General features: G+C 71.0%; 23 protein-coding genes. 20 read left to right on the top strand and 3 right to left on the bottom strand.

The window, feature by feature from the left end:
• Position 1 precedes the first annotated feature (1 nt).
• Both infB and rbfA read left to right on the top strand, forming a co-directional pair.
• The gene (infB, locus tag ACVKXF_RS09890; RefSeq protein ID WP_456795598.1) at positions 2-2,854 is read left to right on the top strand and encodes a translation initiation factor IF-2; all 2,853 of its coding nucleotides are present in this window, start codon (positions 2-4) and stop codon (positions 2,852-2,854) included.
• A gap of 150 nt (positions 2,855-3,004) precedes the next feature.
• Entirely contained in the window at positions 3,005-3,469 is a 465-nt protein-coding gene (gene rbfA / locus ACVKXF_RS09885; protein WP_123312419.1) for a 30S ribosome-binding factor RbfA, read from the top strand.
• Between the two features lie 83 nt (positions 3,470-3,552).
• Here the strand turns inward: rbfA and ACVKXF_RS09880 are convergent, their stop codons facing one another.
• Positions 3,553-4,473, bottom strand: a complete 921-nt coding sequence (locus ACVKXF_RS09880) for an HhH-GPD family protein (protein ID WP_425340840.1) — start codon at positions 4,471-4,473, stop codon at positions 3,553-3,555.
• Between the two features lie 22 nt (positions 4,474-4,495).
• Here ACVKXF_RS09880 and ACVKXF_RS09875 point away from each other — a divergent pair, with 22 nt between their 5' ends.
• The 5 genes from ACVKXF_RS09875 to ACVKXF_RS09855 are packed head-to-tail and all read left to right on the top strand — an operon-like array spanning position 4,496 to position 7,788.
• Entirely contained in the window at positions 4,496-4,942 is a 447-nt protein-coding gene (locus ACVKXF_RS09875) for a hypothetical protein (RefSeq protein WP_396288590.1), read from the top strand.
• 22 nt (positions 4,943-4,964) lie between these two features.
• Positions 4,965-5,963 carry a tRNA pseudouridine(55) synthase TruB gene (truB, locus tag ACVKXF_RS09870; protein ID WP_456795597.1) on the top strand — a complete coding sequence of 333 codons (999 nt, stop codon included), beginning with the start codon at positions 4,965-4,967 and terminating at the stop codon, positions 5,961-5,963.
• Positions 5,960-6,325: a hypothetical protein gene (locus tag ACVKXF_RS09865; RefSeq protein WP_123312424.1), complete on the top strand. Its 366-nt coding sequence runs from the start codon at positions 5,960-5,962 to the stop codon at positions 6,323-6,325. The genes truB and ACVKXF_RS09865 overlap by 4 nt, the downstream gene beginning before the upstream one ends.
• Positions 6,326-6,370: 45 nt before the next feature.
• Positions 6,371-6,817, top strand: coding sequence for a hypothetical protein (locus ACVKXF_RS09860; RefSeq protein WP_123312425.1), 447 nt, complete (start codon positions 6,371-6,373; stop codon positions 6,815-6,817).
• A gap of 8 nt (positions 6,818-6,825) precedes the next feature.
• On the top strand, positions 6,826-7,788 hold the full coding sequence (locus ACVKXF_RS09855; protein WP_396288585.1) for a bifunctional riboflavin kinase/FAD synthetase: 963 nt from the start codon (positions 6,826-6,828) through the stop codon (positions 7,786-7,788).
• A 94-nt stretch (positions 7,789-7,882) separates the two neighbouring features.
• Here ACVKXF_RS09855 and ACVKXF_RS09850 read toward each other — a convergent pair whose 3' ends face one another.
• Positions 7,883-9,115, bottom strand: coding sequence for a DUF349 domain-containing protein (locus ACVKXF_RS09850; protein ID WP_185021337.1), 1,233 nt, complete (start codon positions 9,113-9,115; stop codon positions 7,883-7,885).
• A gap of 113 nt (positions 9,116-9,228) precedes the next feature.
• Positions 9,229-10,041 (bottom strand): peptidylprolyl isomerase, encoded by an 813-nt coding sequence (locus ACVKXF_RS09845; RefSeq protein WP_456795596.1) that lies wholly within the window; start codon positions 10,039-10,041, stop codon positions 9,229-9,231.
• Positions 10,042-10,149: 108 nt separating this feature from the next.
• Here ACVKXF_RS09845 and ACVKXF_RS09840 point away from each other — a divergent pair, with 108 nt between their 5' ends.
• The 13 genes from ACVKXF_RS09840 (at position 10,150) to nusB (ending at position 24,359) form a co-directional block, all read left to right on the top strand.
• Positions 10,150-11,523 carry a replication-associated recombination protein A gene (locus ACVKXF_RS09840; RefSeq protein WP_456795595.1) on the top strand — a complete coding sequence of 458 codons (1,374 nt, stop codon included), beginning with the start codon at positions 10,150-10,152 and terminating at the stop codon, positions 11,521-11,523.
• Positions 11,524-11,746: 223 nt separating this feature from the next.
• Positions 11,747-12,376, top strand: coding sequence for a 30S ribosomal protein S4 (rpsD, locus tag ACVKXF_RS09835; RefSeq protein ID WP_111083900.1), 630 nt, complete (start codon positions 11,747-11,749; stop codon positions 12,374-12,376).
• A gap of 132 nt (positions 12,377-12,508) precedes the next feature.
• The gene (locus ACVKXF_RS09830) at positions 12,509-12,691 is read left to right on the top strand and encodes a hypothetical protein (RefSeq protein ID WP_111083901.1); all 183 of its coding nucleotides are present in this window, start codon (positions 12,509-12,511) and stop codon (positions 12,689-12,691) included.
• A gap of 80 nt (positions 12,692-12,771) precedes the next feature.
• Positions 12,772-15,429, top strand: coding sequence for an alanine--tRNA ligase (alaS, locus tag ACVKXF_RS09825; protein ID WP_456795594.1), 2,658 nt, complete (start codon positions 12,772-12,774; stop codon positions 15,427-15,429).
• Between the two features lie 8 nt (positions 15,430-15,437).
• The gene (gene ruvX / locus ACVKXF_RS09820; RefSeq protein WP_396291122.1) at positions 15,438-15,881 is read left to right on the top strand and encodes a Holliday junction resolvase RuvX; all 444 of its coding nucleotides are present in this window, start codon (positions 15,438-15,440) and stop codon (positions 15,879-15,881) included.
• An 89-nt stretch (positions 15,882-15,970) separates the two neighbouring features.
• Entirely contained in the window at positions 15,971-17,557 is a 1,587-nt protein-coding gene (gene mltG, locus ACVKXF_RS09815) for an endolytic transglycosylase MltG (RefSeq protein ID WP_456795593.1), read from the top strand.
• A gap of 43 nt (positions 17,558-17,600) precedes the next feature.
• Positions 17,601-18,821, top strand: a complete 1,221-nt coding sequence (gene aroC / locus ACVKXF_RS09810; RefSeq protein ID WP_123312434.1) for a chorismate synthase — start codon at positions 17,601-17,603, stop codon at positions 18,819-18,821.
• A 77-nt stretch (positions 18,822-18,898) separates the two neighbouring features.
• On the top strand, positions 18,899-19,426 hold the full coding sequence (locus ACVKXF_RS09805) for a shikimate kinase (RefSeq protein ID WP_456795714.1): 528 nt from the start codon (positions 18,899-18,901) through the stop codon (positions 19,424-19,426).
• Entirely contained in the window at positions 19,423-20,520 is a 1,098-nt protein-coding gene (aroB, locus tag ACVKXF_RS09800) for a 3-dehydroquinate synthase (protein ID WP_185021339.1), read from the top strand. The genes ACVKXF_RS09805 and aroB overlap by 4 nt, the downstream gene beginning before the upstream one ends.
• Before the next feature lie 117 nt (positions 20,521-20,637).
• Entirely contained in the window at positions 20,638-21,252 is a 615-nt protein-coding gene (locus ACVKXF_RS09795; protein WP_456795592.1) for a deaminase, read from the top strand.
• Positions 21,253-21,548: 296 nt separating this feature from the next.
• Entirely contained in the window at positions 21,549-23,240 is a 1,692-nt protein-coding gene (locus ACVKXF_RS09790; RefSeq protein WP_222657813.1) for an ABC1 kinase family protein, read from the top strand.
• 91 nt (positions 23,241-23,331) lie between these two features.
• Complete coding sequence (efp, locus tag ACVKXF_RS09785) at positions 23,332-23,895, top strand: elongation factor P (protein ID WP_111083909.1); 564 nt, start codon at positions 23,332-23,334, stop codon at positions 23,893-23,895.
• 11 nt (positions 23,896-23,906) lie between these two features.
• On the top strand, positions 23,907-24,359 hold the full coding sequence (gene nusB, locus ACVKXF_RS09780; protein WP_027465744.1) for a transcription antitermination factor NusB: 453 nt from the start codon (positions 23,907-23,909) through the stop codon (positions 24,357-24,359).
• The last annotated feature ends 20 nt before the right edge of the window (positions 24,360-24,379 follow it).

Raw genomic sequence — 24,379 nt, 5'->3', positions numbered from 1 at the left:
AGTGGCTAAACCACGCGTACACGAGATCGCAAGCGAACTCGGCGTCGACAGCAAGACCGCACTCGAGAAGCTCAAGGAGCTCGGAGAGTTCGTCCGGGGTGCCAGCTCGAGCATCGAGCCCCCCGTTGCCCGGAAGCTCCGTGCCGCCCTGCAGGCGGACGGCGTCCCGGCATCCAAGCCCGCAGCCTCGGCCCCCGCGCCGAGCACGCCGGCGAAGAGCAGCACGCCCAAGTCCGGCGCGCCGAAGCCCGGTGGCCCGCGCCCCGGCCCGGCCCGTCCGGCACCCGCTCCCGAGCCCGAGGTCCAGGCAGCACCTGCTGCCGAGGACGTCCCGACCCCGGCAGCACCGAAGTCCGTCGCCCAGCGACAGGCAGAGGCCGAGGCCGCACAGAAGGCCCGTGCCGAGAAGGCCGCCGCCGAGCAGCAGGCCGCCACGCAGCCGGCCGAGTCCGCCGGTGACGAGCCGAAGACCGACGCGGTGAAGCCCGGCTCGAGTGCCAAGCCCGCCGCTGCCGGTCCGAAGCCCGGTGGCCCCAAGCCCGGAGCACGTCCGGGCAACAACCCCTACGCGTCGAACCAGGGCATGGGCTCGCGCCCGCCGCGCCCCGGCAACAACCCGTTCGCCTCGAACCAGGGCATGGGCCAGCGCCCCGCCGCTGGTGCCGGCGGAGCGGGCATCCCGCGTCCGCAGCCCCCGCGTCCCGGCGTCCCGCGTCCGGGTGCACCGCGTCCGGGTGGACCCGGTCAGGCGAACCGTCCCAACGGCTTCGGGCAGCGCCCGGGCCAGGGTGGCGGTCGTGGCGGCCCCGGTGGCGTCCGTCCGGGTGCCGGCGGCGGTGCCGGTGGCGGCTTCCCGCGTCCGGCCTTCAGCGGCCCGCGTCCCGCCGGTGGCGGTGGCCGTGGTCGTGGCCCCGGTGGCGGTACCGCTGGTGCGTTCGGTCGCGGAGGCGGCAAGAGCCGTGCCCGCAAGTCGAAGCGGACGAAGCGCGCCGAGTACGAGATGCGTCAGGCCCCGTCGCTCGGCGGTGTGCAGGTCCCTCGTGGTGACGGCAACACGGTCGTCCGACTCCGTCGCGGTGCGAGCATCTCGGACTTCGCGGACAAGATCGACGCCATGCCCGGCAACCTGGTCACGGTGCTGTTCCACCTCGGTGAGATGGCGACCGCGACCGAGTCGCTGGACGAGGCCACGTTCGAGGTCCTCGGTGACGAGCTGGGCTACAAGATCCAGATCGTCTCGCCCGAGGACGAGGACAAGGAGCTCCTCGAGGGCTTCGACATCGACATCGATGCCGAGTACGCCGACGAGGACGACTCCGTCCTGCAGGTCCGTCCCCCCGTCGTGACCGTCATGGGTCACGTCGACCACGGTAAGACGCGACTGCTCGACGCGATCCGGAACTCGAAGGTCGTCGAGGGTGAAGCCGGTGGCATCACCCAGCACATCGGTGCGTACCAGATCGTCACCGAGCACGAGGGCATCGAGCGTCCGATCACGTTCATCGACACCCCGGGTCACGAGGCCTTCACGGCCATGCGTGCTCGTGGTGCGCAGGTCACCGACATCGCGATCCTCGTGGTCGCGGCGGACGACGGCATCATGCCCCAGACGATCGAGGCGCTGAACCACGCGCAGTCGGCCAACGTGCCGATCGTGGTCGCGGTGAACAAGATCGACAAGGAAGGCGCGAACCCGGCCAAGGTCCGCCAGCAGCTCACCGAGTACAACCTGGTGGCGGAGGAGTACGGCGGAGACGTCATGTTCGTCGACGTCTCGGCTCGGCAGAACATCGGTATCCAGGAGCTCCTGGACGCCGTGCTGCTCACCGCTGACGCCGGGCTCGACCTGCGTGCGAACCCCGACAAGGACGCCCGCGGCGTCGCGATCGAAGCACGGCTCGACAAGGGCCGCGGTGCGGTGGCGACCGTCCTCATCCAGTCCGGAACGCTGCACGTCGGCGACGCCATCGTGGCGGGCACGGCGTACGGCCGCGTCCGTGCGATGACCGACGAGAACGGTGTCGCGGTCAAGGCCGCAACGCCGAGCCGCCCGGTCCAGGTGCAGGGTCTGTCCTCGGTGCCCCGCGCCGGTGACACGTTCCTCGTCACCGAAGAGGACCGCACGGCACGTCAGATCGCTGAGAAGCGTGAGGCCGCCGAGCGCAACGCCCAGCTGGCCAAGGCCCGCAAGCGCATCTCGCTCGAGGACTTCACCCGTGCACTCGAAGAGGGCAAGGTCGACTCGCTCAACCTCATCATCAAGGGTGACGTCTCCGGTGCCGTCGAGGCACTCGAGCAGTCGCTCCTGGACATCGAGGTCGACGACAGCGTCCAGCTCCGCATCCTCCACCGCGGTGTCGGTGCGATCACGGAGTCGGACATCGACCTCGCCACGATCGACAACGCCATCGTGGTCGGCTTCAACGTCCGTCCGGACGTCAAGGCCCGTGAGCGTGCGGCGCGCGAAGGCATCGACGTGCGCTTCTACTCGGTCATCTACAACGCACTCGACGACATCGAGCAGTCCCTCAAGGGCATGCTCAAGCCCGAGTACGAAGAGGTCCAGTCCGGTGTCGCCGAGATCCGAGAGGTCTTCCGCTCCTCGAAGTTCGGCAACATCGCGGGTGTCATCGTCCGCTCCGGCACGATCACGCGCAACGCCAAGGCGCGCGTCATCCGTGACGGTGTGGTCCTGGCCGACGGACTGGCGATCGAGTCGCTCCGTCGCTTCAAGGACGACGTCACCGAGGTCCGCACGGACTTCGAGGCCGGTATCGGTCTGGGCAAGTTCAACGACATCCAGATCGGTGACGAGATCGAGACCACCGAGCTCGTCGAGAAGCCGCGCGACTGATCGTGTGACCACCCTGGGCCCCGGCCTCCCCGTACGGGAGGTGCGAGTCCAGATGGGCCCCGGCCTCCCGTTCCGGGAGGTCGGGGCCCGACCCCTTTCCACGCAGAACCACCGGCGGGAAACGTCCCGCCACTGCCTCAGGAGGCACCCATGGCCGATCCGCAGCGCGCACGCAAGATGGCGGACCGCATCAAGGAAGTCGTCGCACGCCGTCTCGACAAGGGTCTGCGCGACCCGCGTCTCGGGTTCGTGACGATCACCGACGTCCGCGTGACCGGAGACCTGCAGCACGCATCGGTCTTCTACACCGTGTACGGCACCGACGAGGAACGCGCCGACTCCGCTGCCGCGCTCAAGGCGGCGACCGGCATGCTCCGCTCCGAGGTCGGCAAGAACATCACGGCGCGGCTCACCCCGTCGCTCGAGTTCATCGCCGACGCGCTGCCGGAGACCTCCGCGCACATGGAGGACCTGCTCGTGCAGGCCCAGGTGCGTGACGAGCAGGTGCGTGCCGCCTCGGTCGGCGCGACGTACGCCGGCGACGCCGACCCGTACAAGCGCGACGAGGACGAGGACGACGAGTCCGACGACGAGCAGGACGCCGAGCGGGCCTAGTCAGCGCGTGTCAGAACGCCCCGCCGCACCGTGTGCAGCGGGGCGTTCGTGCGTCCGGCGGTCGCGCCCCGGGCGGTCGTGCGTCAGGCGTCCGGCAGCTGGTACCCGGTCGTGTCGTCGCCGACCGCCAGCCCGTCGCGCAGCAGCGACGCGAGCGCCCGGTCCCGCTGCTCGGCGTCCGGCCAGACCAGTTCGATCTCGGACCGGGCGACCGGTACGTCGCTCGCCCGCAGCTCGGCCATCACCAGGCCGCGCACCTGCCGGTCGCTGCCGGCGAACTTCGCCTGCTTCGGCGCACGCGGCCCGTCGTGGTCGGGGTAGCCGGCGGCTCGCCAGGCGCAGCGGTCGGCGATCGGGCAGGCGTCGCACGCGGGGGAGCGGGAGACGCACACGAGCGCACCGAGTTCCATCACCGCAGCGTTCGTCGCAGCGGCGTCGTCGCGGTCGGCGGGCAGCACGGACTCCATCAGCGGCAGGTCGTCCTTCGCCTTCGCCGGCCCGGGTTCGCCCTGGCCGAGGAGCGCGCGCTTGAGCACCCGCCGCACGTTGACGTCCACGACCGGGTGCCGGTCGCCGTACGCGAACACCGCCACGGCCCGTGCCGTGTAGTCGCCGATGCCGGGGAGTGCGAGCAGCGCATCGACGTCCCGCGGCACGACGTTGCCGTGCTCGTTCGCGATCACGGTCGCGGCTGCGTGCAGCGCGAGCGCGCGTCTCGGGTAGCCGAGCCGGTCCCAGGCGCGCACCGCATCCGCCGGGGGTGACGCCGCGAGGTCCGCAGGCGTCGGCCACCGGGTGAGCCACGCCTCCAGTCGGGGGACGACGCGCGCCACCTGCGTCTGCTGCAGCATGATCTCGCTGACCAGCGTGCCCCAGGCGGGGAAGCCGGGGCGACGCCACGGCAGGTCGCGGGCCTCCTGTCGGAACCAGCTGATCAACGGGGTCGCGATGTCGGGGACGCTCGCGTTGTCCACATCCGGTCGGGAGGCCCTGCTCGCGTTCACCACGACAGCCTACGGTGGACGCATGGCACGCTGGGCACCCGAAGAGACCGACACGATGGCCGCGATCGCTGCGGAGGCGATCGCGCAGGTCGGCACGAACCGGACCGTGATCGGCATCGACGGTCAGGACGGCACCGATCTCGAACACGTCGCCGCGGCGCTGGTGGCCGGTTTCCAGCAGCACGGGGTGTCCGCGATGGCCGCCGCCGCGCCGTCCACCGACCCCGACACGTTGCGCGCCGAGGTGGTCACCCCGTTCCGCACCACCGGTGCCGGGGACGGCGTGCTGGTCGTGCACGGGCACGGGCTGTTGGCTCCCGGTGTCCGCGGTCTCTGGCGCTGGTCGCTGTGGGTCGAGCAGGAAGCGGGTCGGCTGGAACGCCGCGCGGACGTCAAGATCGCCGCCTCCGCCGTCCTCGACGTCACCGATCCCGAGCACCCCCGTCGCGAGTGGAACGACGCCTGCTGACCGGCGCTGGTAATCTCCTCTGGTGCTCGAAACCGTGCCGGACGGCATCCTCCTCGTCGACAAACCGCAGGGGATCTCCAGCCACCGCGTCGTGTCGATCGCCCGTCGCCGCCTCGGTCTGAAGAAGGTCGGGCACGCGGGGACCCTCGACCCGATGGCGACCGGGCTGCTGCTCCTGGGCATCGGGCACTCCACCCGGCTGCTGACCCACCTGGTCGGCCTCGGCAAGACCTACACCGCCACCATCCGGCTCGGCGTGTCCACGGACTCCGACGATGCCGACGGCACCCCGACCGCCGCGACCGGCGTCGCTGCCGCGGACGTCACGGACGAAGCCGTCGAACGCGCCGTCGCGCAGCAGCGCGGCCAGATCGACCAGGTCCCCTCCACCGTCAGCGCGATCAAGGTCGACGGGCGCCGTGCGTACGACCTCGCGCGCAAGGGCGAGACCGTCGAGTTGCAGTCCCGCACGGTCACCGTCTCGCGGTTCGACGTCACCGGCCGGAACGACCGCACCGTCACGGTCGACGGCGCCGAGGTGCCGGTCGTCGACCTCGACGTCGTCGTGACCTGCTCGTCCGGCACGTACGTCCGGGCCCTCGCGCGCGACGTCGGCGCGACCCTCGGCACCGGTGCCCACCTCACCGCGCTCCGCCGCACCCAGGTCGGTCCGTTCGACGTGGCCGACGCGATCGACCTCGAGGACGACGCGGTCGACGTCCGCGCTGCGCTCGCGCGTCCGGCCGACGTGGCGCGTCGCCTGTTCTCCTCGGTGTCGCTCGACGCGGCCGCGGCGAAGGACCTGACCGACGGCAAGCGCGTCGCGGCCGACCACCCGGACTCGGACGACCCGGTGGCCGCGGTTGCCGCCGCCGACGACCGCCTCGTCGGATTGGTCTCGGTCCGGCGCGGACTGCTCCGGGTCATCACGAACTTCCCGGCGCCGGCTGCCGCTCCTGCGCCGGCTGCCGCTCCTGCGCCGGCTGCCGCTCCTGCTCCGCAGAACGGGGCGCACGCGTGATCGAGTGGTTCATGTGGGTCCAGCTCGTCGTCGCCGTCCTGGCCGGGCTGTTCGCCGTCGTGGTCGGGTTCATCGGCTGGAAGCCCAACGACTACACCGTCGGGTCCCTCGCGCTCATCGAGGTCCTGCTCCTGGCGCAGGGCGTCATCTCGATCGTGCTCCCCGCGACGGGCAGCCCGCCGGACGGCAACGCCCTCGAGTTCGGGGTGTACGCGGTGTCGGTGCTCCTGGTGCCGCCGGCTGCCATCGTCTGGGCGCTCGTCGACCGCACGAAGTGGAGCACCGTCGTCCTCGGTGCCGGTGCGTTCACCGTCGCGGTCATGGTCTACCGGATGTACCAGATCTGGTTTGCCCTGAACTGACCCCGAGCGTCATGGTGGTCCCCGCACGTCGGTAGAATCGGTGCAATGGCGACCAGATCCTCACTCGCGACCGGCATCGGCCGCGTCCTCATCGCCGTGTACGGCATCCTCGCCCTGGCGGCGACGGGCCGGAGCGTCGTCCAGATCATCGAGAAGTTCTCGTTCGCACCGTTCGCGTACACGGTGAGCGCCATCGCCGCCGTCGTGTACATCGTGGCGATGATCGCCCTGATCGTGCCCGGACGCTCCTGGTACCGGGTGGCCTGCGTGACGATCGTGTTCGAGATGACCGGTGTGCTCGTCATCGGCACGTTGTCGCTCTTCGACCGGCAGCTCTTCCCCGACGACACGATCTGGTCGTACTACGGCATGGGCTACGCCTTCGCACCGCTGGTGCTGCCGATCGCCGGTCTCTGGTGGCTCCGCAAGCACCACCGCACCGCGTCAGCCGAGCCGGTGGCCGCATCGACCACCGCCCCCGTGGGCGAGTAGGAGCAGCCGTGCAGTTCTACGACGACATCGCCGACGTGGCGGAGGGCTTCGGCCCGAGCGCCGTCACGATCGGCAAGTTCGACGGTGTGCACGTCGGGCACCGCGCGGTGATCGCGCACCTCGAGCGCGCCGCCCACGAGCAGGGCCTGGTCGCCACCGTGGTGACGTTCGATCGGCACCCGCTCAACGTCATCGACCCGCAGCACGTCCCGCCGGCGCTCACGAGCACGGCGCAGCGGCGCGAGCTCCTCGACGCCGCCGGTGTCGACGCCACCCTGCTGCTCCGCTTCGACGAGCAACTGCAGTCGAAGTCGCCCGAGGCGTTCGTGTCCGAGATCCTCGTCGACACCCTGCACGCCCGGCTCGTCTTCGTCGGCAGCGACTTCCGCTTCGGGGCCAAGGGCGCCGGCGACGTCACCCTGTTGCGCGCCTTGGGGGAGCAGCACGGCTTCACGGTCGAGCTCATCGACGACGTCGACCTGGTGGACGACGTCCGACCCGACGGCGAGCGACGCGTCTCGTCGACGTGGATCCGCGAGCTCCTCGGCGACGGGCGGGTGGCCGAGGCCGCTCGGCTGCTCGGTCGTGAGCACGCGGTCCGCAGCACCGTCGTGCACGGCAACCAGCGGGGGCGGGCGATGGGGTACCCGACGGCGAACCTCGACCCGGCCTTCGAGGGCTTCGCGCCGGCCGACGGCGTCTACGCCGCTCGGGTGCTGCACGACGGCACGGTGTACCCGGCAGCCGTCTCGGTCGGCAACAACCCGACGTTCGAAGGCGTGCCGGCCAAGCAGATCGAGGCGCACCTGCTCGACGTCGACCTCGACCTGTACGGGGACCGCATCTCCGTGCTGTTCGTGTCCTACGTGCGCGGCATGGTGAAGTTCGACTCGATGGACGAGCTCGCCACGCAGATGCGCCAGGACGACCTCGACATCCGGTTGCTGTTGGGCCTGCCCACGCCGGTCTGACCTGCGACGCCACGCGCCGCCACGCCACGCCACGCGCCGCCACGCGACGACGCCCCCGTGACCGATCGGTCACGGGGGCGTCGTCGACCGGCGATCAGCTGCCGAGGGCGTCGAGCCAGATCTTGCGGGCGTCGAGTGCTTCCTGCGCGTCCTTGATCTTGCGCGCGTCACCGGAGGCCTGCGCGTCGGCGAGCTCGGACTCGAGCTTGCCGATGGCGTCCTCGAGCTGGCTCGCGAGTCCGGTCTGCCGGGCCTTGCGCTCCGGGTTGGACTCCTTCCAGTGCGCGTCCTCGAGCCCACGCACGTGGTCCTCGATCGCCCGCAGGCGGTCCTCGATGCGGCGGACGTCCCCGCGGGGGACCTTGCCGATCTCGTCCCAGCGCCGCTGGATGCCGGTCAGGGTCTTGCGGGCGGCGACGCGGTCGGTCGCCTTGAGCAGCGGCTCGGCCTCGGTGAGCAGGGCCTGCTTCGCCTCGAGGTTGCCGGAGAACTCTTCGTCCTCGGCTGCGCTCTCGGCGTGGCGCTGCTCGAACAGGACGTCGCCGGCGGCCTTGAACCGCGCCCAGAGGGCGTCGTCGTGGCGCTTGCCGGCGCGCCCGGCGTTCTTCCAGTCGTCGAGGAGCTGACGGTAGTCCGGGATCGCGTCGGACCCGCGTGACGCGAGTGCCTCGGCCTGCGACACGAGCTCCTGCTTGCGGGTGCGGGCGTCGCGGTGCTGCGCGTCGAGCTCGGAGTAGAACGCGCGGCGGTGCTGGTCGACGGTGGACCGCGCTGCGCGGAACCGCTTCCAGAGTTCGTTCGCCTCGTTCTTGGGGATGCGCGGGCCGTCGTGCTGGTGCTGCTGCCACCGGGCGAACACGTCGTCGAGCTGTGCCGTGATCTGCTTCCACTGCGCGCGCGCCGGGTCCACCGCCGCGAGCGCCTCGGCCTCTTCGACCAGGGCGGCGCGGTGTGCCAGGGCGTCGTTCAGCGCCTGCTGCGCCTGCTCCGCCTGCTCCTTGGTGAGCGAGCCGAGCTGCTCGGTGAGCGCACCCACACGGGTCTCGAGCGACTTGATGTCGCCGATGACGCGGGCTTCGGCCACCAGGGTCGTCAGGTGCTCGACCGTCCGGGCGACGTCGTTCGCCGACGCACCACGCTGGACGCGCTGCTCGGCGATCTTCACCTGCCCCTCGAGGTCGGCGTACTTCCGCGCGAAGTAGGCGAGGGCTTCTTCGGGGGTGGCGTCCGGGTACTCACCGACAGCACGTTCGGTCTCTTCGTACCGGACGTACACGGTCCCGTTCTCGTCGACCCGCCCCCAGGTCGTTGCTTCGTCAGATCCCACAGGTCTCGCCTCGATCGTGGTCGTGCATCGCCGACGTCACCGTCGGCACGGTCAGGTCGTCAGCCTATTGCACGGACGGGCTCCGCGGCCCGCTGTGAGCGTCGGCTTGTGGACTACTTCTCCTGCGCGATGGTCGCGTCGGTGATCTTCGTCGCCACCTTCGGCTCGCCGGTGCCGTCGTCACCGGGCGACGCGATGCCCTTGTCCGCGATCTTCGACTCGAGTTCGGACAGGCCGCTCGTGACCTTCCCGACGACCGTGTAGCCGCCGGTGGAGCCGTCGAGCGTGGTGTCGCCGTAGACGATGAAGAACTGTGTCGACTGCGAGTACGGCGAGCTCGACCGCGCGATCGCGATGGTGCCCTCGTCGTAGACGCCGTCCTCCGGCACGTTCTCGAGCGGGCCGTACTCGAACCCGGCGTCGCCCGTGCCGTCGCCGTTCGCCGAACCGCACTGCAGGAACTTCAGCCCGTCACTGTCGGCCAGCCGGTGGCAGGTGGTGCCGTTGTAGAACTGCTCCTTGATCAACGAGATCTCGACGCTCGCCGCCTGCGGCGCCTTCGCGCCGTCGAGCTCGATGCCGAGGTCGATCGACCCGTTGAGCGTCAGCGACCCCGTCCAGGTCGCGCCCTTCGCGATCTCCTTGCTCGGCACGTCGCCCGTGTTCGCCGCCGTGGCACTCGCCGAGGGCGTCGGTGTGGCCGTGGCGCTCGCACTGGCGTCAGCCGACCCGTTCCCCTGCGAGCCCGCGAAGGCGAGCTGCGACCCGGTGGCCAGCGCGGCGACCAGCACGAGCGCACCGGCGCCGACCAGGTTGTCGCGCACCCGCCGGCGGCGCTGCCGGTCGTGGAGTCCTCGGCGGGCCTGGTAGAGGCGGAGGCGCTCGCGCGCCTCGCGGTTGTCGCGCGCTGGGTTCTTCGGTGCCACGGTGCTGTTCTGCCCTCTCGTCGCAGTGTGCGACGAGCGTATCCGAGTCGTCACCGTCAACGGCCCGGGAGGCGCGGGGCTGTCAGTGGGTCGGCCTACGATTGCTGCATGGCAGCGGACCGTTCGAGCATGCGTGCGCCCACGACGGGCGGTCGCGCCGGGCTCGCGCAGGGTTCCGTCCCGCTCGCGGTCCGGATGCGCCCCACCAGTCTCGACGAGGTCGCGGGCCAGCAGCACCTGCTCGGTCGCGGTTCACCGCTCGTGCAGCTCGCCACCGGAAACCGCGACAACCCGGGTGGCGTCTCGGTCATCCTCTGGGGTCCTCCCGGCACCGGCAAGACGACGTTGGCGCAGGCCATCGCCCGTCAGTCGGGGCGCGAGTTCGTCGAGCTCTCCGCGGTGACCGCCGGCGTCAAGGACGTGCGCGAGGTCATGGAGAAGGCCCTCACCCACCGCGACCTCTACGGCTCCACGACGGTGCTGTTCCTCGACGAGATCCACCGGTTCAGCAAGGCACAGCAGGACGCCCTGCTGCCCGGTGTCGAGAACGGGTGGGTGATCCTCATCGCGGCCACCACCGAGAACCCGTCGTTCTCGGTCATCTCCCCGCTCTTGTCCCGGTCCCTGCTCCTGACGCTCAAGCCGCTCACCGACGCCGACCTCGGCATGCTCGTCGACCGTGCGGTGGAGGACCCACGCGGTCTCGGTGGTGCGGTCGTCCTCGGTGACGAAGCACGCGGGGCCATCGTTCGGTTGGCCTCGGGTGACGCCCGACGCGCCCTCACCGCGCTCGAGGCCGCTGCGGCGTCGGCCACCGCGGCCCAGGACGACGAGGACGACACCGTGCCGGTTGTCGACGCGGACACCGTCGCCGCGGCCGTCGACCGTGCGCTGCTGCGGTACGACCGACAGGGCGACGAGCACTACGACGTCATCAGCGCCTTCATCAAGTCGGTGCGGGGGAGCGACGTCGACGCAGCACTGCACTACCTCGCGCGGATGATCGAGGCGGGCGAGGACTCGCGGTTCATCGCGCGCCGGATCATCATCTCGGCGTCCGAGGACATCGGCATGGCCGACCCGCAGGCGCTCCCCATCGCCGTCGCGGCGGCGCAGGCCGTGCAGCTCATCGGGATGCCCGAGGGGCGCATCCCCCTGGCCGAGGCAGTGGTGTACCTGGCGACCGCGCCGAAGTCGAACGCCGCCTACAACGGCGTGAACGCGGCGATGGCGGACGTCAAGGCCGGCCGGATGGGCACCGTGCCGATGCACCTGCGCGATGCGCACTACGCCGGGGCCAAGCGACTCGGTCACGGCAAGGGGTACGTCTACTCGCACGACGCCGAGCACGGGGTCGCCGAGCAGCAGTACCTGCCCGATGCGCTCGAGGGCACCGAGTACTACACCCCGACGGCGAACGGCTACGAGCGCGAGGTCGGTCCGCGGCTCGAACGACTCCGGAAGATCACCCGCGGGCAGTAGGACGGCACGTCGACTTCCTGCTAGCATTGCCGGGCCTACGTCCTGGTCCTCGAGCACGGCTGCGTCGAGGACAGAGTGCCACTCCGGTGGTACGGGGGCAGAGGTTCGGACTGTAGCCGTCCGATCCCACAGGCTCATCCCTCTGGATCCCGTCGTCGGGGCCACGAGCACTCGCGTGCCCGGCCTCCGGTGAGTATTCAGTTCGAACAGAGAAAAGGACCCTGTGTCTACCAAGTCACGTACCCGCAGCAAGACCCGCCTCTCGCGCGCACTCGGCATCCCGCTGACGCCGAAGGCGGCCCGTTACCTCGAGAAGCGCCCCTACGGCCCCGGTGAGCACGGCCGTACGCGCCGTCGTGCGGACAGCGACTACGCCGTCCGCCTCCGAGAGAAGCAGCGTCTGCGCGCCCAGTACGGCATCCGCGAGAAGCAGCTCCGCATCGTCTTCGAAGAGGCCCGCAAGACGAAGGGCCTGACCGGTGAGAACCTGGTCGAGCTCCTCGAGCAGCGCCTCGACGCCCTCGTGGTCCGTGCCGGTTTTGCCCGCACCACCGCGCAGGCCCGTCAGCTGATCGTGCACCGTCACCTGCTGGTCGACGGCAAGCTCGTGGACCGCCCCTCCTTCCGCGTCAAGGAGGGCCAGCTGATCCACGTCAAGCCGAAGTCCGAGTCGATGGAGCCCTTCCAGGTCGCCGCTGCCGGTGGCCACCAGGAAGTCCTGCCGAAGGTCCCGGGTTACCTCGAGGTCGAGATCGACAAGCTCCAGGCCCGCCTCGTGCGTCGCCCGAAGCGCGCCGAGGTCCCCGTGACCTGTGAAGTGCAGCTCGTCGTCGAGTACTACGCAGCTCGCTGATCCACCGATCACACCCGAACGGCGGGTCGTCCTCTCGAGGACGGCCCGCCGTTCGGCGTTCCGGCCCCGAAGTGCCCGGCGACTAAGCTTGTCCGGGCATGCACCGCCAGGGTGCACAGAGGGAGAGGCACCGTGAAGCAGCTGTTCTTCGTCGCGGTCGGCGTCGTCATCGGGTTCGCCGTGGCGCACCAGGTCGCCAGGACCCCCGGAGGCGCACGGCTCTTCGCCGTCGTCGACGCGAGCACGAAGGCCTTCACGGGCGCGGTCGCCGACGGGTACCGGTCCCGCGGGGCCGAGCTCCGCACCGACGTCTGAGTCGTCGAGCTCCACCGCGGTCCGGCCGCACCGTCGTCCCGCCTCCACCTCCCACCCCCGAGCTGAACCCAGGAAGCACCATGCAGACCGCAGAGATCCGCCGCCGTTGGCTCCAGTACTTCGGTGACCGCGGCCACACCGTCGTCCCGTCCGCGTCCCTCGTCTCCGACGACCCGTCGCTCCTCTTCACGGTCGCCGGTATGGTGCCGTTCATCCCGTACCTGACCGGGCTCGTCCCCGCGCCGTACCCCCGTGCCACGAGCGTCCAGAAGTGCATCCGCACGAACGACATCGAAGAGGTCGGCAAGACCCCTCGCCACGGCACGTTCTTCCAGATGAACGGCAACTTCTCGTTCGGCGACTACTTCAAGGAGCAGGCGATCCAGTTCGCCTGGGAGTTCCTGACGAACCCCGAGTCCGACGGTGGACTCGGCTTCTCGCCCGACGACCTCTGGGTGACGGTCTACGAGGACGACGACGAGGCGATCGCGTTCTGGAAGCAGCACTCCTCCCTGCCCGAAGAGCGCATCCAGCGCCTCGGCAAGGACACGAACTACTGGTCCACCGGCCAGCCCGGACCCGCAGGACCCTGCTCGGAGATCTTCTTCGACCGCGGGCCCGAGTACGGCATCGACGGCGGCCCGGCCACCGACGACGACCGGTACGTCGAGATCTGGAACCTCGTGTTCATGCAGTACCAGATCGCGGACGTCCGCTCGAAGTACGACTTCGAGATCACCGGCGAGCTGCCGAACAAGAACATCGACACCGGCATGGGGCTCGAGCGCGTCGCCTTCATCAAGCAGGGCGTCGACAACATGTACGAGATCGACCAGGTCCGCCCGGTCCTCGACCGCGCGTCCGAGATCTCCGGCCGCCGCTACGGCGCCGTGCACGAGGACGACGTCCGCATGCGGGTCATCGCGGACCACGTGCGCTCCGCGCTCATGCTCATCGCCGACGGCGTGAGCCCGTCGAACGAGGGCCGCGGGTACATCCTGCGTCGTCTGCTGCGCCGCACGGTCCGTGCGATGCGCCTGCTCGGCGTCGAGACCGCGACCTTCCCGGAGCTGTTCCCGGCGTCCCGCGACGCGATGCGCGACGCCTACCCCGAGGTCGCCTCCGACTACGACCGCATCGCGCGGATCGCCTACGCGGAAGAGGAGACGTTCCTCCGCACGCTCGCGCAGGGCACGACGATCCTCGACGTCGCCGTCGAGCGCGCGAAGCAGGACGGTGCACCGTCCATCGGCGGGGACACCGCGTTCCTGCTGCACGACACCTTCGGGTTCCCGATCGACCTGACGATGGAGATGGCCGAGGAGGCCGGTGTCCACGTCGACCGGACCGCGTTCGAGACCCTGATGTCCGAGCAGCGTGCCCGGGCGAAGGCCGACGCGAAGAGCAAGAAGACCGCGATCGCCGACCTGAGCGTGTACAGCGCGTTCCGGGCGAAGGGCGAGACGGTCTTCCTCGGCTACGACGCGCTCGAGGCCGAGACGAACGTGCTCGGCATCATCGTCGGGGGCGTCAGCGTGGACCGTGCCGTGGCGGGCGACATCGCCGAGGTCATCCTCGGCGAGACGTCGCTGTACGCCGAGTCCGGCGGGCAGGACGCCGACCAGGGATCGATCGTCGGCAACGGCTTCGACCTCGAGGTCCTCGACGTCCAGCGTCCCGTCGCCGGCCTCTGGAGCCACACCGTCCAGGTCCGCTCCGGTGAGGTCGGCGTGGGCGACGCGGCGAGTACCGTCGTCGACGCCGAGTACCGCCGCGGCGCCACGCAGGCGCACTCCGCGACGCACCTGGTGAACGCCGCGCTCCGCGACATCCTCGGCCCCGAGGCACTGCAGGCGGGCTCGTACAACAAGTCCGGGTACATGCGCCTCGACTTCTCGTGGTCGCAGCCGATCTCGCTCGCGACCCGTTCGGAGATCGAGGAGGTCGTCAACACCGCGATCCGCACCGACCTCGAGGTCTCGACCCGCATCATGCCGATCGACGAGGCGAAGGCACTCGGCGCACAGGCGCTCTTCGGCGAGAAGTACGGCGCCGAGGTCCGCATGGTCGACATCGGCGGACCGTGGTCCCGAGAGCTCTGCGGTGGCACGCACGTCGCGTCGAGCGCCCAGATCGGCCTCATCAACCTGGTGGGGGAGTCGAGCGTCGGTTCGACCAACCGCCGTGTCGAGGCGCTCGTCGGGCTCGAGGGCTTCCGCGACCTCGCGGTCGAGCGGACCATCGTCTCGCAGCTCTCCAGCGCGTTGAAGGCGCCCCGTGCCGACCTGCCAACGCGCGTGCAGTCGCTCATGGAGGACCTCCGGACCGCGCAGAAGAAGATCGCCGAGTACGAGTCGGCGAACCTGCAGCAGCGGGTCCCGTCGATCGCCCGCACCGCGACGACCGTCGGGTCGACCACGGTCGTGGCCGAGACCGTCGACGGCCTGCAGTCCGGCGACGACCTGCGCTCCCTGGCGACCGGTGTGCGCGCGCAGCTCGGTGACGGTGCTGCCGTCGTCGTGCTCGGCGCCGTGGTGAGCGGGAAGCCGATCGTCATCGTGGCGACCAACGACGCGGCGCGCTCCGCCGGTGTCCAGGCGGGTCCGCTCGCCAAGGAGGCCGCCGGCGTGCTCGGTGGTGGCGGCGGCGGCAAGCCGGACCTGGCGCAGGGTGGCGGGACCGACCCGGCCGCGCTCCCGGCCGCGCTCCGTGCCGTGACCGCCCGGATCGCGGGCTGATCGTGGCGATCCGGTCCGGGCGGCGGCTCGGCGTGGACGTCGGCCGCGCCCGGATCGGGATCGCCGTGTGCGACCGCGACGGGTTGCTGGCGACGCCGGTCGAGACCGTGCCTCGTGACGACTCGTCCGACCTGCGTCGGATCCTCGAGATCGCCGACGAGTACGACGCCCTCGAGCTCGTCGTTGGACTGCCCTTGTCGATGTCCGGCGGCGACACACCGTCCACGGACGACGCTCGGGCGTTCGCAGCCCGGATCGCCGAGCACCGTCCGGTCCGGCTGGTCGACGAACGGCTGTCCACCGTGACCGCCCAGCGTGGCCTGCACCAGGCCGGCAAGAACACGAAGAAGTCGCGCTCCGTGATCGACCAAGCGGCCGCTGTTATCATTCTGCAACACGCGCTCGACCACGAACGCAGTGCCGGTGCCCCTCCGGGCACCACGCTTCCCTGACAGGGCGACCCGCCGCGACCCGGCTGCCCTTCCGTCACCCGAGGACGACGGTGCCCAGGCGGAGTTCCCGACCGAGAGACCGAGAACCGTTGGCAGACGATCTGGACTGGAACGCGATCATCGCGCCCGGCAACGAAGCCGAGCGGCGGAAGACGACTTCCGACCGCGCAGCAGGTACCGATGACCGTGACGACTCCGTGCGGGTGGCCCCGCAGCCGGACCGTCCGATGTCCCGCCGCGAGGCCCGCGCACTCGAAGCGGAGCGCGCTCGTCGCGACGCCGCCGCCGCGGGGACCGAGCCCGACCCGACGCCCGACGGGCCCGTCAGTCCGGACGACCGCGTCGACACCGACTCGACCGCTCCGCGCGAGCAGTCGGCGCCGGAGCCCGCGTCACCGCAGCAGGCGGCCCCCGGACTCCACCCCGAGGTCGCCGCGCTCCTGACCGGCGAGGTGCCGTCAGCTCCCACGGCCGGCGGAGCCGGGTCCGACGGGCCTGACCGTCCCGACGACGCCGGGCGCACCGGCGGCGGTGGAGCCGCGGGAGGCGGCGGCCGCGGCGGGCGTGGCGGACGCGGTGGAGCCTCCAGGCCGCCGCGCGAACCGCGCCCGAAGCGCCGACGCGGGCCGCTCATCGCCGGCATCGTGATCGTCGCGGTGGTCGTGGCCGGCGGGGTCAGCGCGTACGCGTTCGCCGCGCCGAAGATCCAGCAGATCGTCGCCGCGGTCAGCGGGTCGAGCGAGCCGGACGACTACACCGGGACCGGCAAGGCGAAGGTCACCATCACCATCAAGCAGGGCGACATCGGCGAGAACGTCGCCGCGACGCTGCAGCGCAGCGGCGTCGTGAAGGACTCGAAGGTCTTCTACAAGCTGCTGCTGGCCTCGCCCGACGTCCAGTTCCAGCCGGGCTCGTACTCGCTGAAGAAGCAGATGAGCTCGAAGTCGGCGCTGGCGGCGCTGCAGGACGCGGACAACCGCGTACAGGCCTCGATCGTGATCCCCGAGGGCACCGCGCTGGCGGACATCGAGGCCGGCATGGTCTCGAAGGCCGGCCTGACGAAGACCGAGGTCGCGAAGGCCGCGAAGAACCTGTCCGCGTACGACCTGCCGTCCGGCGTGACCACGCTCGAGGGCTGGCTGTTCCCCGCGACGTACCCGATCAACCCGGGCTGGAGCGCGGAGCAGTACTTCGCGTCGATGGTCGACACCATGAAGGAGCACCTGGCGGCCGCGGGCGTCAAGGAGGCCGACCAGGAGCGCGTCATCGTGTTCGCGTCGCTCGTGCAGAAGGAAGCCGGCCTGGCAGCCGACTACCCGAAGGTCGCGCGGGTGTTCCAGAACCGGCTCGACCAGGGCATGCGCCTGCAGTCCGACGCCACGGTCGCCTACGGCACGGGCAACACGCACACCGTGACGACGACGGACGCCGAGCGCGCCGACGAGTCGAACCCGTACAACACCTACGTGCACGAGGGACTGCCGCCGGCACCGATCTCGAACCCCGGTGACATCGCGATCAAGGCCGTCACGAACGAGGCGCCGGGCAAATGGCTCTACTTCGTGACGGTGAACCTGGAGACCGGCGAGACGGTGTTCTCGGACACCTACGACCAGCACCTCGTTGCCGTGGACCAGTTCCAGGCGTGGCTCCGGGCGCACCCCGACTACCAGTAGACCGGCGACGTCGCACGTCGGTGCGCTGTGGGAGGATTGCAGCATGCTTCGTTGGTTGACTGCTGGTGAGTCCCACGGACCCGAACTGATCGCGATGCTCGAGGGCCTGCCCGCGGGTGTCCCGGTGTCGTTCGAGTCCATCCGTACCGATCTCGCGCGCCGCAAGCTCGGCTACGGTCGTGGCTCGCGCATGAAGTTCGAACAGGACGAGCTGCACGTGTCCGGCGGTGTCCGGCACGGGTACTCGCTCGGCAGCCCGATCGCGATCCGGATCGGCAACACCGAGTGGCCGAAGTGGGTCGAGGTCATGAACCCCGAACCCGTCGAGTCCACCGAGATGTCGCGCGGCCGCAGCGCCCCGCTGACTCGCCCCCGCCCGGGCCACGCCGACCTGGTCGGCATGCAGAAGTACGGCTTCGACGAGGCCCGCCCGATCCTCGAGCGCGCGAGCGCCCGTGAGACCGCGGCCCGCGTCGCACTCGGGGCCGTCGCCAAGTCCTTCCTCGCCGAACTCGGCATGCGGTCGGTGGCGCACACCCTGCAGGTCGGTACGGTCCGCGTGCCGGACGGCACCGACCTGCCGCTGCCCGACGACGTCGACCGTCTCGACGACGACCAGTTGCGGTGCTTCGACGCGGACACCTCGGCCCGCATGGTGACCGAGGTCGAGGCCGCGAAGAAGGACGGCGACACCCTGGGCGGCGTCGTCGAGGTGCTGTTCTACGGCGTCCCGCCGGGGCTCGGCTCGCACGTGCAGTGGGACCGACGGCTCGACGCGCGTCTGGCCGCCGCGATCATGGGCATCCAGGCGATCAAGGGCGTCGAGGTCGGCGACGGCTTCGCGACCGCCGGTCGTCGCGGCTCCGCCGCCCACGACGAGCTCTACCGTGAAGACGGCGAGATCTACCGCACGAGCGACCGGGCCGGTGGCACCGAGGGCGGCATGTCCACGGGGACCGTCCTGCGCGTCCGTGCCGGCATGAAGCCGATCGCGACCGTGCCGCACGCGCTGCACACCGTCGACGTCGTCTCAGGCGAGGACGCCTCGGCGCACCACCAGCGTTCCGACGTCTGCGCGGTCCCGGCCGCCGGCGTCGTGGCCGAGGCGATGGTGGCCCTCGTGCTCGCCGACGCCGTGCTCGAGAAGTTCGGCGGCGACAACGTCGTCGAGACCAAGCGCAACCTCGACGCCTACCTCGCGTCGATCCCGGAGACGCTCCGCACCCGTCGGACGGAGCCGGCGGCACCGGCCGACGCGTCGTGACCGCGCGCGGCGGCGGTGCTGCGACCGGCGACGTCCCGTCCGGCGGCGCCGCGCGGGGTCCGGCTGCGCCCGTCGTCGTGATCGGTCCGATGGGCGCCGGCAAGTCCAGCGTCGGCAAGCGCGTCGCGAAGGCGCTGGGCGTGCCGTTCACCGACACCGACCGGGTCATCGTCCGCGAGCACGGCCCGATCCCCGGCATCTTCGCCGATCGCGGTGAGTCCGCCTTCCGCGCACTCGAAGCCGACGCCGTCCGGACCGCCCTCGGCACCGGGGGCGTGATCGCCGTCGGCGGCGGAGCGGTGACGCACGCCGCCACCCGTGAGGCACTGTCCGGTGCCCGCATCGTCCTGCTCACCGTCTCGCCCGAGGCCGTCGCCGAGCGGATCGCCGGCTCGGACCGGCCCCTGCTCGCCAGCGGCGGCATCGACGCCTGGCAGACGATCATGGACGAGCGCGCGGCGACCTACGCCGAACTCGCGCACGTCGTGGTCGACACCTCGCGTCGTCCGATGTCCCGGGTCGTCGACGAGGTCGTCACCTGGCTGCGCAGCCACAGCAGCGACAGCAGCGACGACACCAGCACCACCACCGAAGGAGCACCGTGACCGACCCGATCCTGCCCGCAGGGACCACCGAGATCCGCGTCGGCGGTGACGACGGCTACGTGGTGGCGGTCGGCTCGGGCCTGCTCGGCTCGCTCCCCGCGATCCTCGGCCCTCGCGTCGCCAAGGTCCTGATCGTGCACGCCCCGACCCTCGGTGCGCGGGCGAACGACCTGCGCGACCTGCTCGTCGACGCCGGCCTCGAGGCCCTCATCGCCGAGGTCCCCGACGCCGAGGGCGCCAAGCGCATCGAGGTCGCGTCGTTCTGCTGGCAGATCATGGGCCAGTCCGACTTCACCCGCACCGACGCGGTCATCGGCCTCGGCGGCGGCGCCGTGACCGACCTGGCCGGCTTCGTCGCCGCGACCTGGCTGCGCGGCGTGCCGTACGTGGCGGTGCCGACGAGCGTGCTCGGCATGGTGGACGCCAGCGTGGGCGGGAAGACCGGCATCAACACGAACGAGGGCAAGAACCTGGTCGGCGCCTTCTCCGCCCCCCGCGCGGTCGTGGCCGACCTCGACCTCGTCCGGACCCTGCCGCGCAACGAGATCCTGACCGGTTTCGCCGAGATCGTGAAGGCCGGGTTCATCGCCGTGCCGGAGATCCTCGACATCGTCGAGGCGGACGTCGACCGCGTCACGGACCCGACGACGCCGGAGTTCCGCCGGGTGGTCGAACTCGCCATCGCCCTGAAGGCCGAGGTCGTGTCGGACGACTTCACCGAGCAGGGTCGTCGCGAGATCCTAAACTACGGCCACACGCTCGGACACGCCATCGAGCACGCGGAGCGGTACCAGTGGCGCCACGGCGCGGCGGTGTCGGTCGGCATGGTGTTCGCCGCGGAGCTCGCACGTCTGACGGGGCACCTCGACGACGCGACCGTGGACCGGCACCGGGCGATCCTGGACTCCCTGGACCTGCCGACGTCGTACGGGATCGGCCGGTGGCAGGGCCTCCTTGCCGCGATGCGTCGCGACAAGAAGGCCCGTGCCGGCATGCTCCGGTTCATCATCCTCGACGGGGTCGGCAAGCCGGTGGTCCTCGAGGGCCCGGAGGACCACCTGCTCTTCACCGCGTACCAAGAGGTCGGCGTCTAGTACTTCCGCGGTCTCCTCCCGGCTCGGGCCGGTGGTGCACGACGCTCACGGCGCGGTGTCTCGGCATCGTCTCGACCGGGAAACACCGTCGAAACGATGCGCCGCTAGCGTCACCGCATGTCCCGTGCAGCCCTCGCCCCGTTCCCGATCGAACTCCGCGTCGGCGTCCCCGACTGGCTCCGCGAGGCGCAGGCCGCTGCACCGGAGTACCTCGGCACCCGAGCGGAACGGTTCGCGCTCGTCAACGCCCTCGCCGAACGGAACGTCGAGGAGGGCACCGGCGGCCCGTTCGCCGCGGCCGTCGTCGACGAGGACACGGGTGCGGTCGTCGCGCTCGGGGTGAACCTCGTGCTGCACGCGAACGTGTCGTCGATGCATGCCGAGGTCGTCACCCTCGGACTCGCACAGGCTCGGACGGGTGCCTGGAACCTGGGCCGCGACGTCGGGCACCGGCGTGTGCTGGTCGTGAACGCCCAACCGTGCGTGATGTGCCTCGGCGCGCTGCTGTGGTCGGGCGTCTCGGCGTTGGAGTTCGCCGCGGACGGTGCCACGGTCGAGCGCATCACGGGCTTCGACGAGGGACCGGTGCCGGGGGACTGGCGCGAGCAGCTCGTGGCGCGGGGCATCGACGTGCACCAGGAGCACGACACGGGTGCCGAGGCCGCACTCGAGCGCTACCGCGACCTGGTCGAGTCCGGCGTCACCGCCCGCTACAACGGGAGCGGCGCCTGACCCGGCGTCAGCGCAACACCCCCGCGTCCGTCGCCACCACCACTTGACCTGCATCGACGATCGGTCGTCCGCCGGCCCTGGAACGCCCCGAACCAGCTGACGACCGCCGCCACGATCGCCGCGCCGGCGTCGGTGCACGCCGCGATCAGTGCCGTCTCCACGGGGAGAGCCTGCGGCAGTGGGCGCGACCCGACGAGGCACGGGTGCCGATCTGTGGATGCCGGACCGCGCCTCCCGGCCCGTGCAGGAGGACGCGTCCACCTGGCGGACCCAGCAGCGGGGAGCAGACTGACGACGTGCCCAACCCACCCCGCCTGAGCGACCTGTCCGGCTCGCAGGAGGCCGACACCGGCACCCTCCGGTCCCGCGGCCGCCGGTTCACCGAACTCCTGTCGATCGCCCGGCGACACCGCCTCGTGCCGTTCCGCCGCCTCGACTTCTCGCACGACCCCGCCACCTCCGACCTGCGCCGCAGCCAGGCCGAGCACCTGCGTCGTGCGCTCGAGGAAGCCGGCGGCGGGTTCGTGAAGATGGGGCAACTGCTGTCCACGCGCGACGACCTGCTCCCCGAGGAGTGGACCGAGGGACTCGCGCACCTGCAGCGCAACGTCACCGCCGCTCCCGCCGACCAGGTGCTCGCCCTGCTCGAACGGGAGCTCGGCGCCCCGGTCGACCAGGTGTTCGCCTCCTTCGACCCGGTGCCCGTCGCGGCGGCCTCGATCGCCCAGGTCCACCGCGCCCGCCTGCCCGACGGCACCGCGGTCGCGGTCAAGGTGCAGCGGCCGGGGATCGACGCCGCGGTGCGCCGGGACGTCGACATCGCGCTCCGCGTCGTCCGCTTCCTGGCGCGGTGGTCGACCGAAGCCCGGCAGGTCGGCGTGCAGGACGTGGCCGCGCAGTACGCCGACGACCTGGTCCGCCAGGTCGACTTCGTCTCCGAGCTGCGGAACCTCACCGCCCTGCGTGCGGCGCAGGCACGCAGCGCCCGGCCCGACGAGGTCCGGTTCCCGGACCCGTACCCCGAGCTGTCCGGACGCCGCGTGCTCGTGATGGAGTTCCTGGAGGGCGACACGCTCAGCGCGATCCGCGCCGAGCGCGCGGACCGCGACCTGGACGGCCCGATGCGCGCGATCCTGCGCGCGTTCCTGCGCCAGGTCGTCTTCGACGGCCTGTACCACGCCGACCTGCACCCGGGGAACGTCCTGGTGCTGCCCGACGGGCGGCCCGCGTTGATCGACTTCGGATCGGTCGGGAGGCTCGACCCGACCCTCAGGGACACGGTCCAGGACCTGCTGGTCGCCTACCTGCAGGACGACACGTCGCGGATCGCCGATGCGGTCCTGCGGATGGCACCGGTGCGCGACGCGCACGACGAGCCCGACTTCCGTCGGGACATCGCGCGCTTCGTCGCCGACGAGCTCGGACCGGGCGCCCGCATCGGGGTCGAGACCGTGGACGACGCGGTCGAGGTCTTCGGGCGCTACCGGCTCAAGCCGCCGCCGGACTTCGTCGCCGCCGCGCGGGCCCTGGCGATCTTCGAGGGCACCCTCCGGACGCTCGCACCGTCGTTCGACCTGCTCGAGGAGTCCCGCGGGCTCGCCCGAGAGCAGATCACGGACCAGTTGCGCCCCGGCAAGCTCCGCGACCTGGCAGCCAAGGAACTCATCGGTGTCGTCTCCGCGGCACGACGGCTGCCGCGCCGGGTCGACCGGATCGGCGAGGCGATCGAGACCGGCAAGTTCACCGTGAACATCCGGCTGTTCGCGGACCGCCGCGATCGCGAGCTCGTGTCCGGCATGGTCCGGCGCATCCTGCTCGTGCTGCTCGGAGCCGGTGCCGGCATCCTGGCGATCGTGTACCTTGCGCTGCCCGCCCGACCCGACGCGGCGATCTCGACCGGGGTCGCCGGAGCCCTGCTCGGGGGAGCGGCCGTGGTGCTGCTCGGCTGGGCGGCGATCGACGCCTGGCGCGCCCGACGGCGACGCTGATGGCGACGGGCGGGCGTCCGCTACACTCGTCCGGGGCCGAGCGCGGCCCGAAGACCTTTCACAACACGACCGAACGGGACACCGAAGACTCATGGCCAGTACCACTGACATCAAGAACGGCGCCGTTCTCATCATCGACGGCCAGCTGTGGTCGGTCGTGGAGTTCCAGCACGTCAAGCCCGGCAAGGGTGGCGCGTTCGTCCGCACCAAGCTGAAGAACGTCGTCTCCGGCAAGGTCGTCGACCGCACCTTCAACGCCGGCGCGAAGATCGACACCGCCGTGGTCGACCGCCGTGACTACCAGTTCCTCTACGAGGACGGCGACTCGTACGTGTTCATGGACACCGACACCTACGACCAGATCCCGGTCTCGGCGACGGTCGTCGGCGACGCGAAGAACTACCTGCTCGAGTCGGCGATGGTCACCATCGCGATGAACGAGGGCAACCCGCTCTACGTCGAGCTCCCGACGTCGATCGTGACCGAGGTCGAGACCGAGCCGGGCCTGCAGGGCGACCGGTCCTCCGGTGGCACCAAGGACGCGACCATCATCGCGACCGGTCACCGCATCCAGGTCCCGCTCTACCTCGAGAGCGGCACCACGGTGAAGATCGACACGCGCGACGGCAGCTTCCTCGGCCGCGTCAACTCCTAGGCGACGTCCGTATGAGTGCTCGTTCGAAGGCCCGCAAGCGCGCCCTCGACATGCTGTACGTGGCCGAGGTGCGTGAGCTCCCGATCGCGGACGTCCTGGCCACCGAGACGGTCCGCCACCTGGACCAGCCCGAGCGCGCCTCGAGCTGGGACTACGCGCGGCAGATCGTGACGGGCGTCGACGACGCCCGTCACGAGATCGACTCCGTCATCGTCGACCACGCCCAGGGGTGGTCGATCGCCCGGATGCCGGTCCTCGACCGCTGCATCCTGCGGATGGCCGTCTGGGAGCTCCGGTTCAACCCGGAGGTGCCCGACGCGGTCGCGATCGCCGAGGCCGTCGAGCTCGCCCAGTCGCTCTCGACCGAGGACTCCGCGGGCTTCGTGAACGGTGTCCTCGGAGCCGTCGCCGGTGGCCGTGCACCGTCCGGTCGGACGGTCGCAGGGGACCAGGAGTCCCGCTAGGCTTGTCCCCGTCAGCATCC

Source organism: Curtobacterium sp. PvP017 (assembly GCF_054060195.1).
This window is presented reverse-complemented; position numbering and strand designations above follow the sequence as displayed.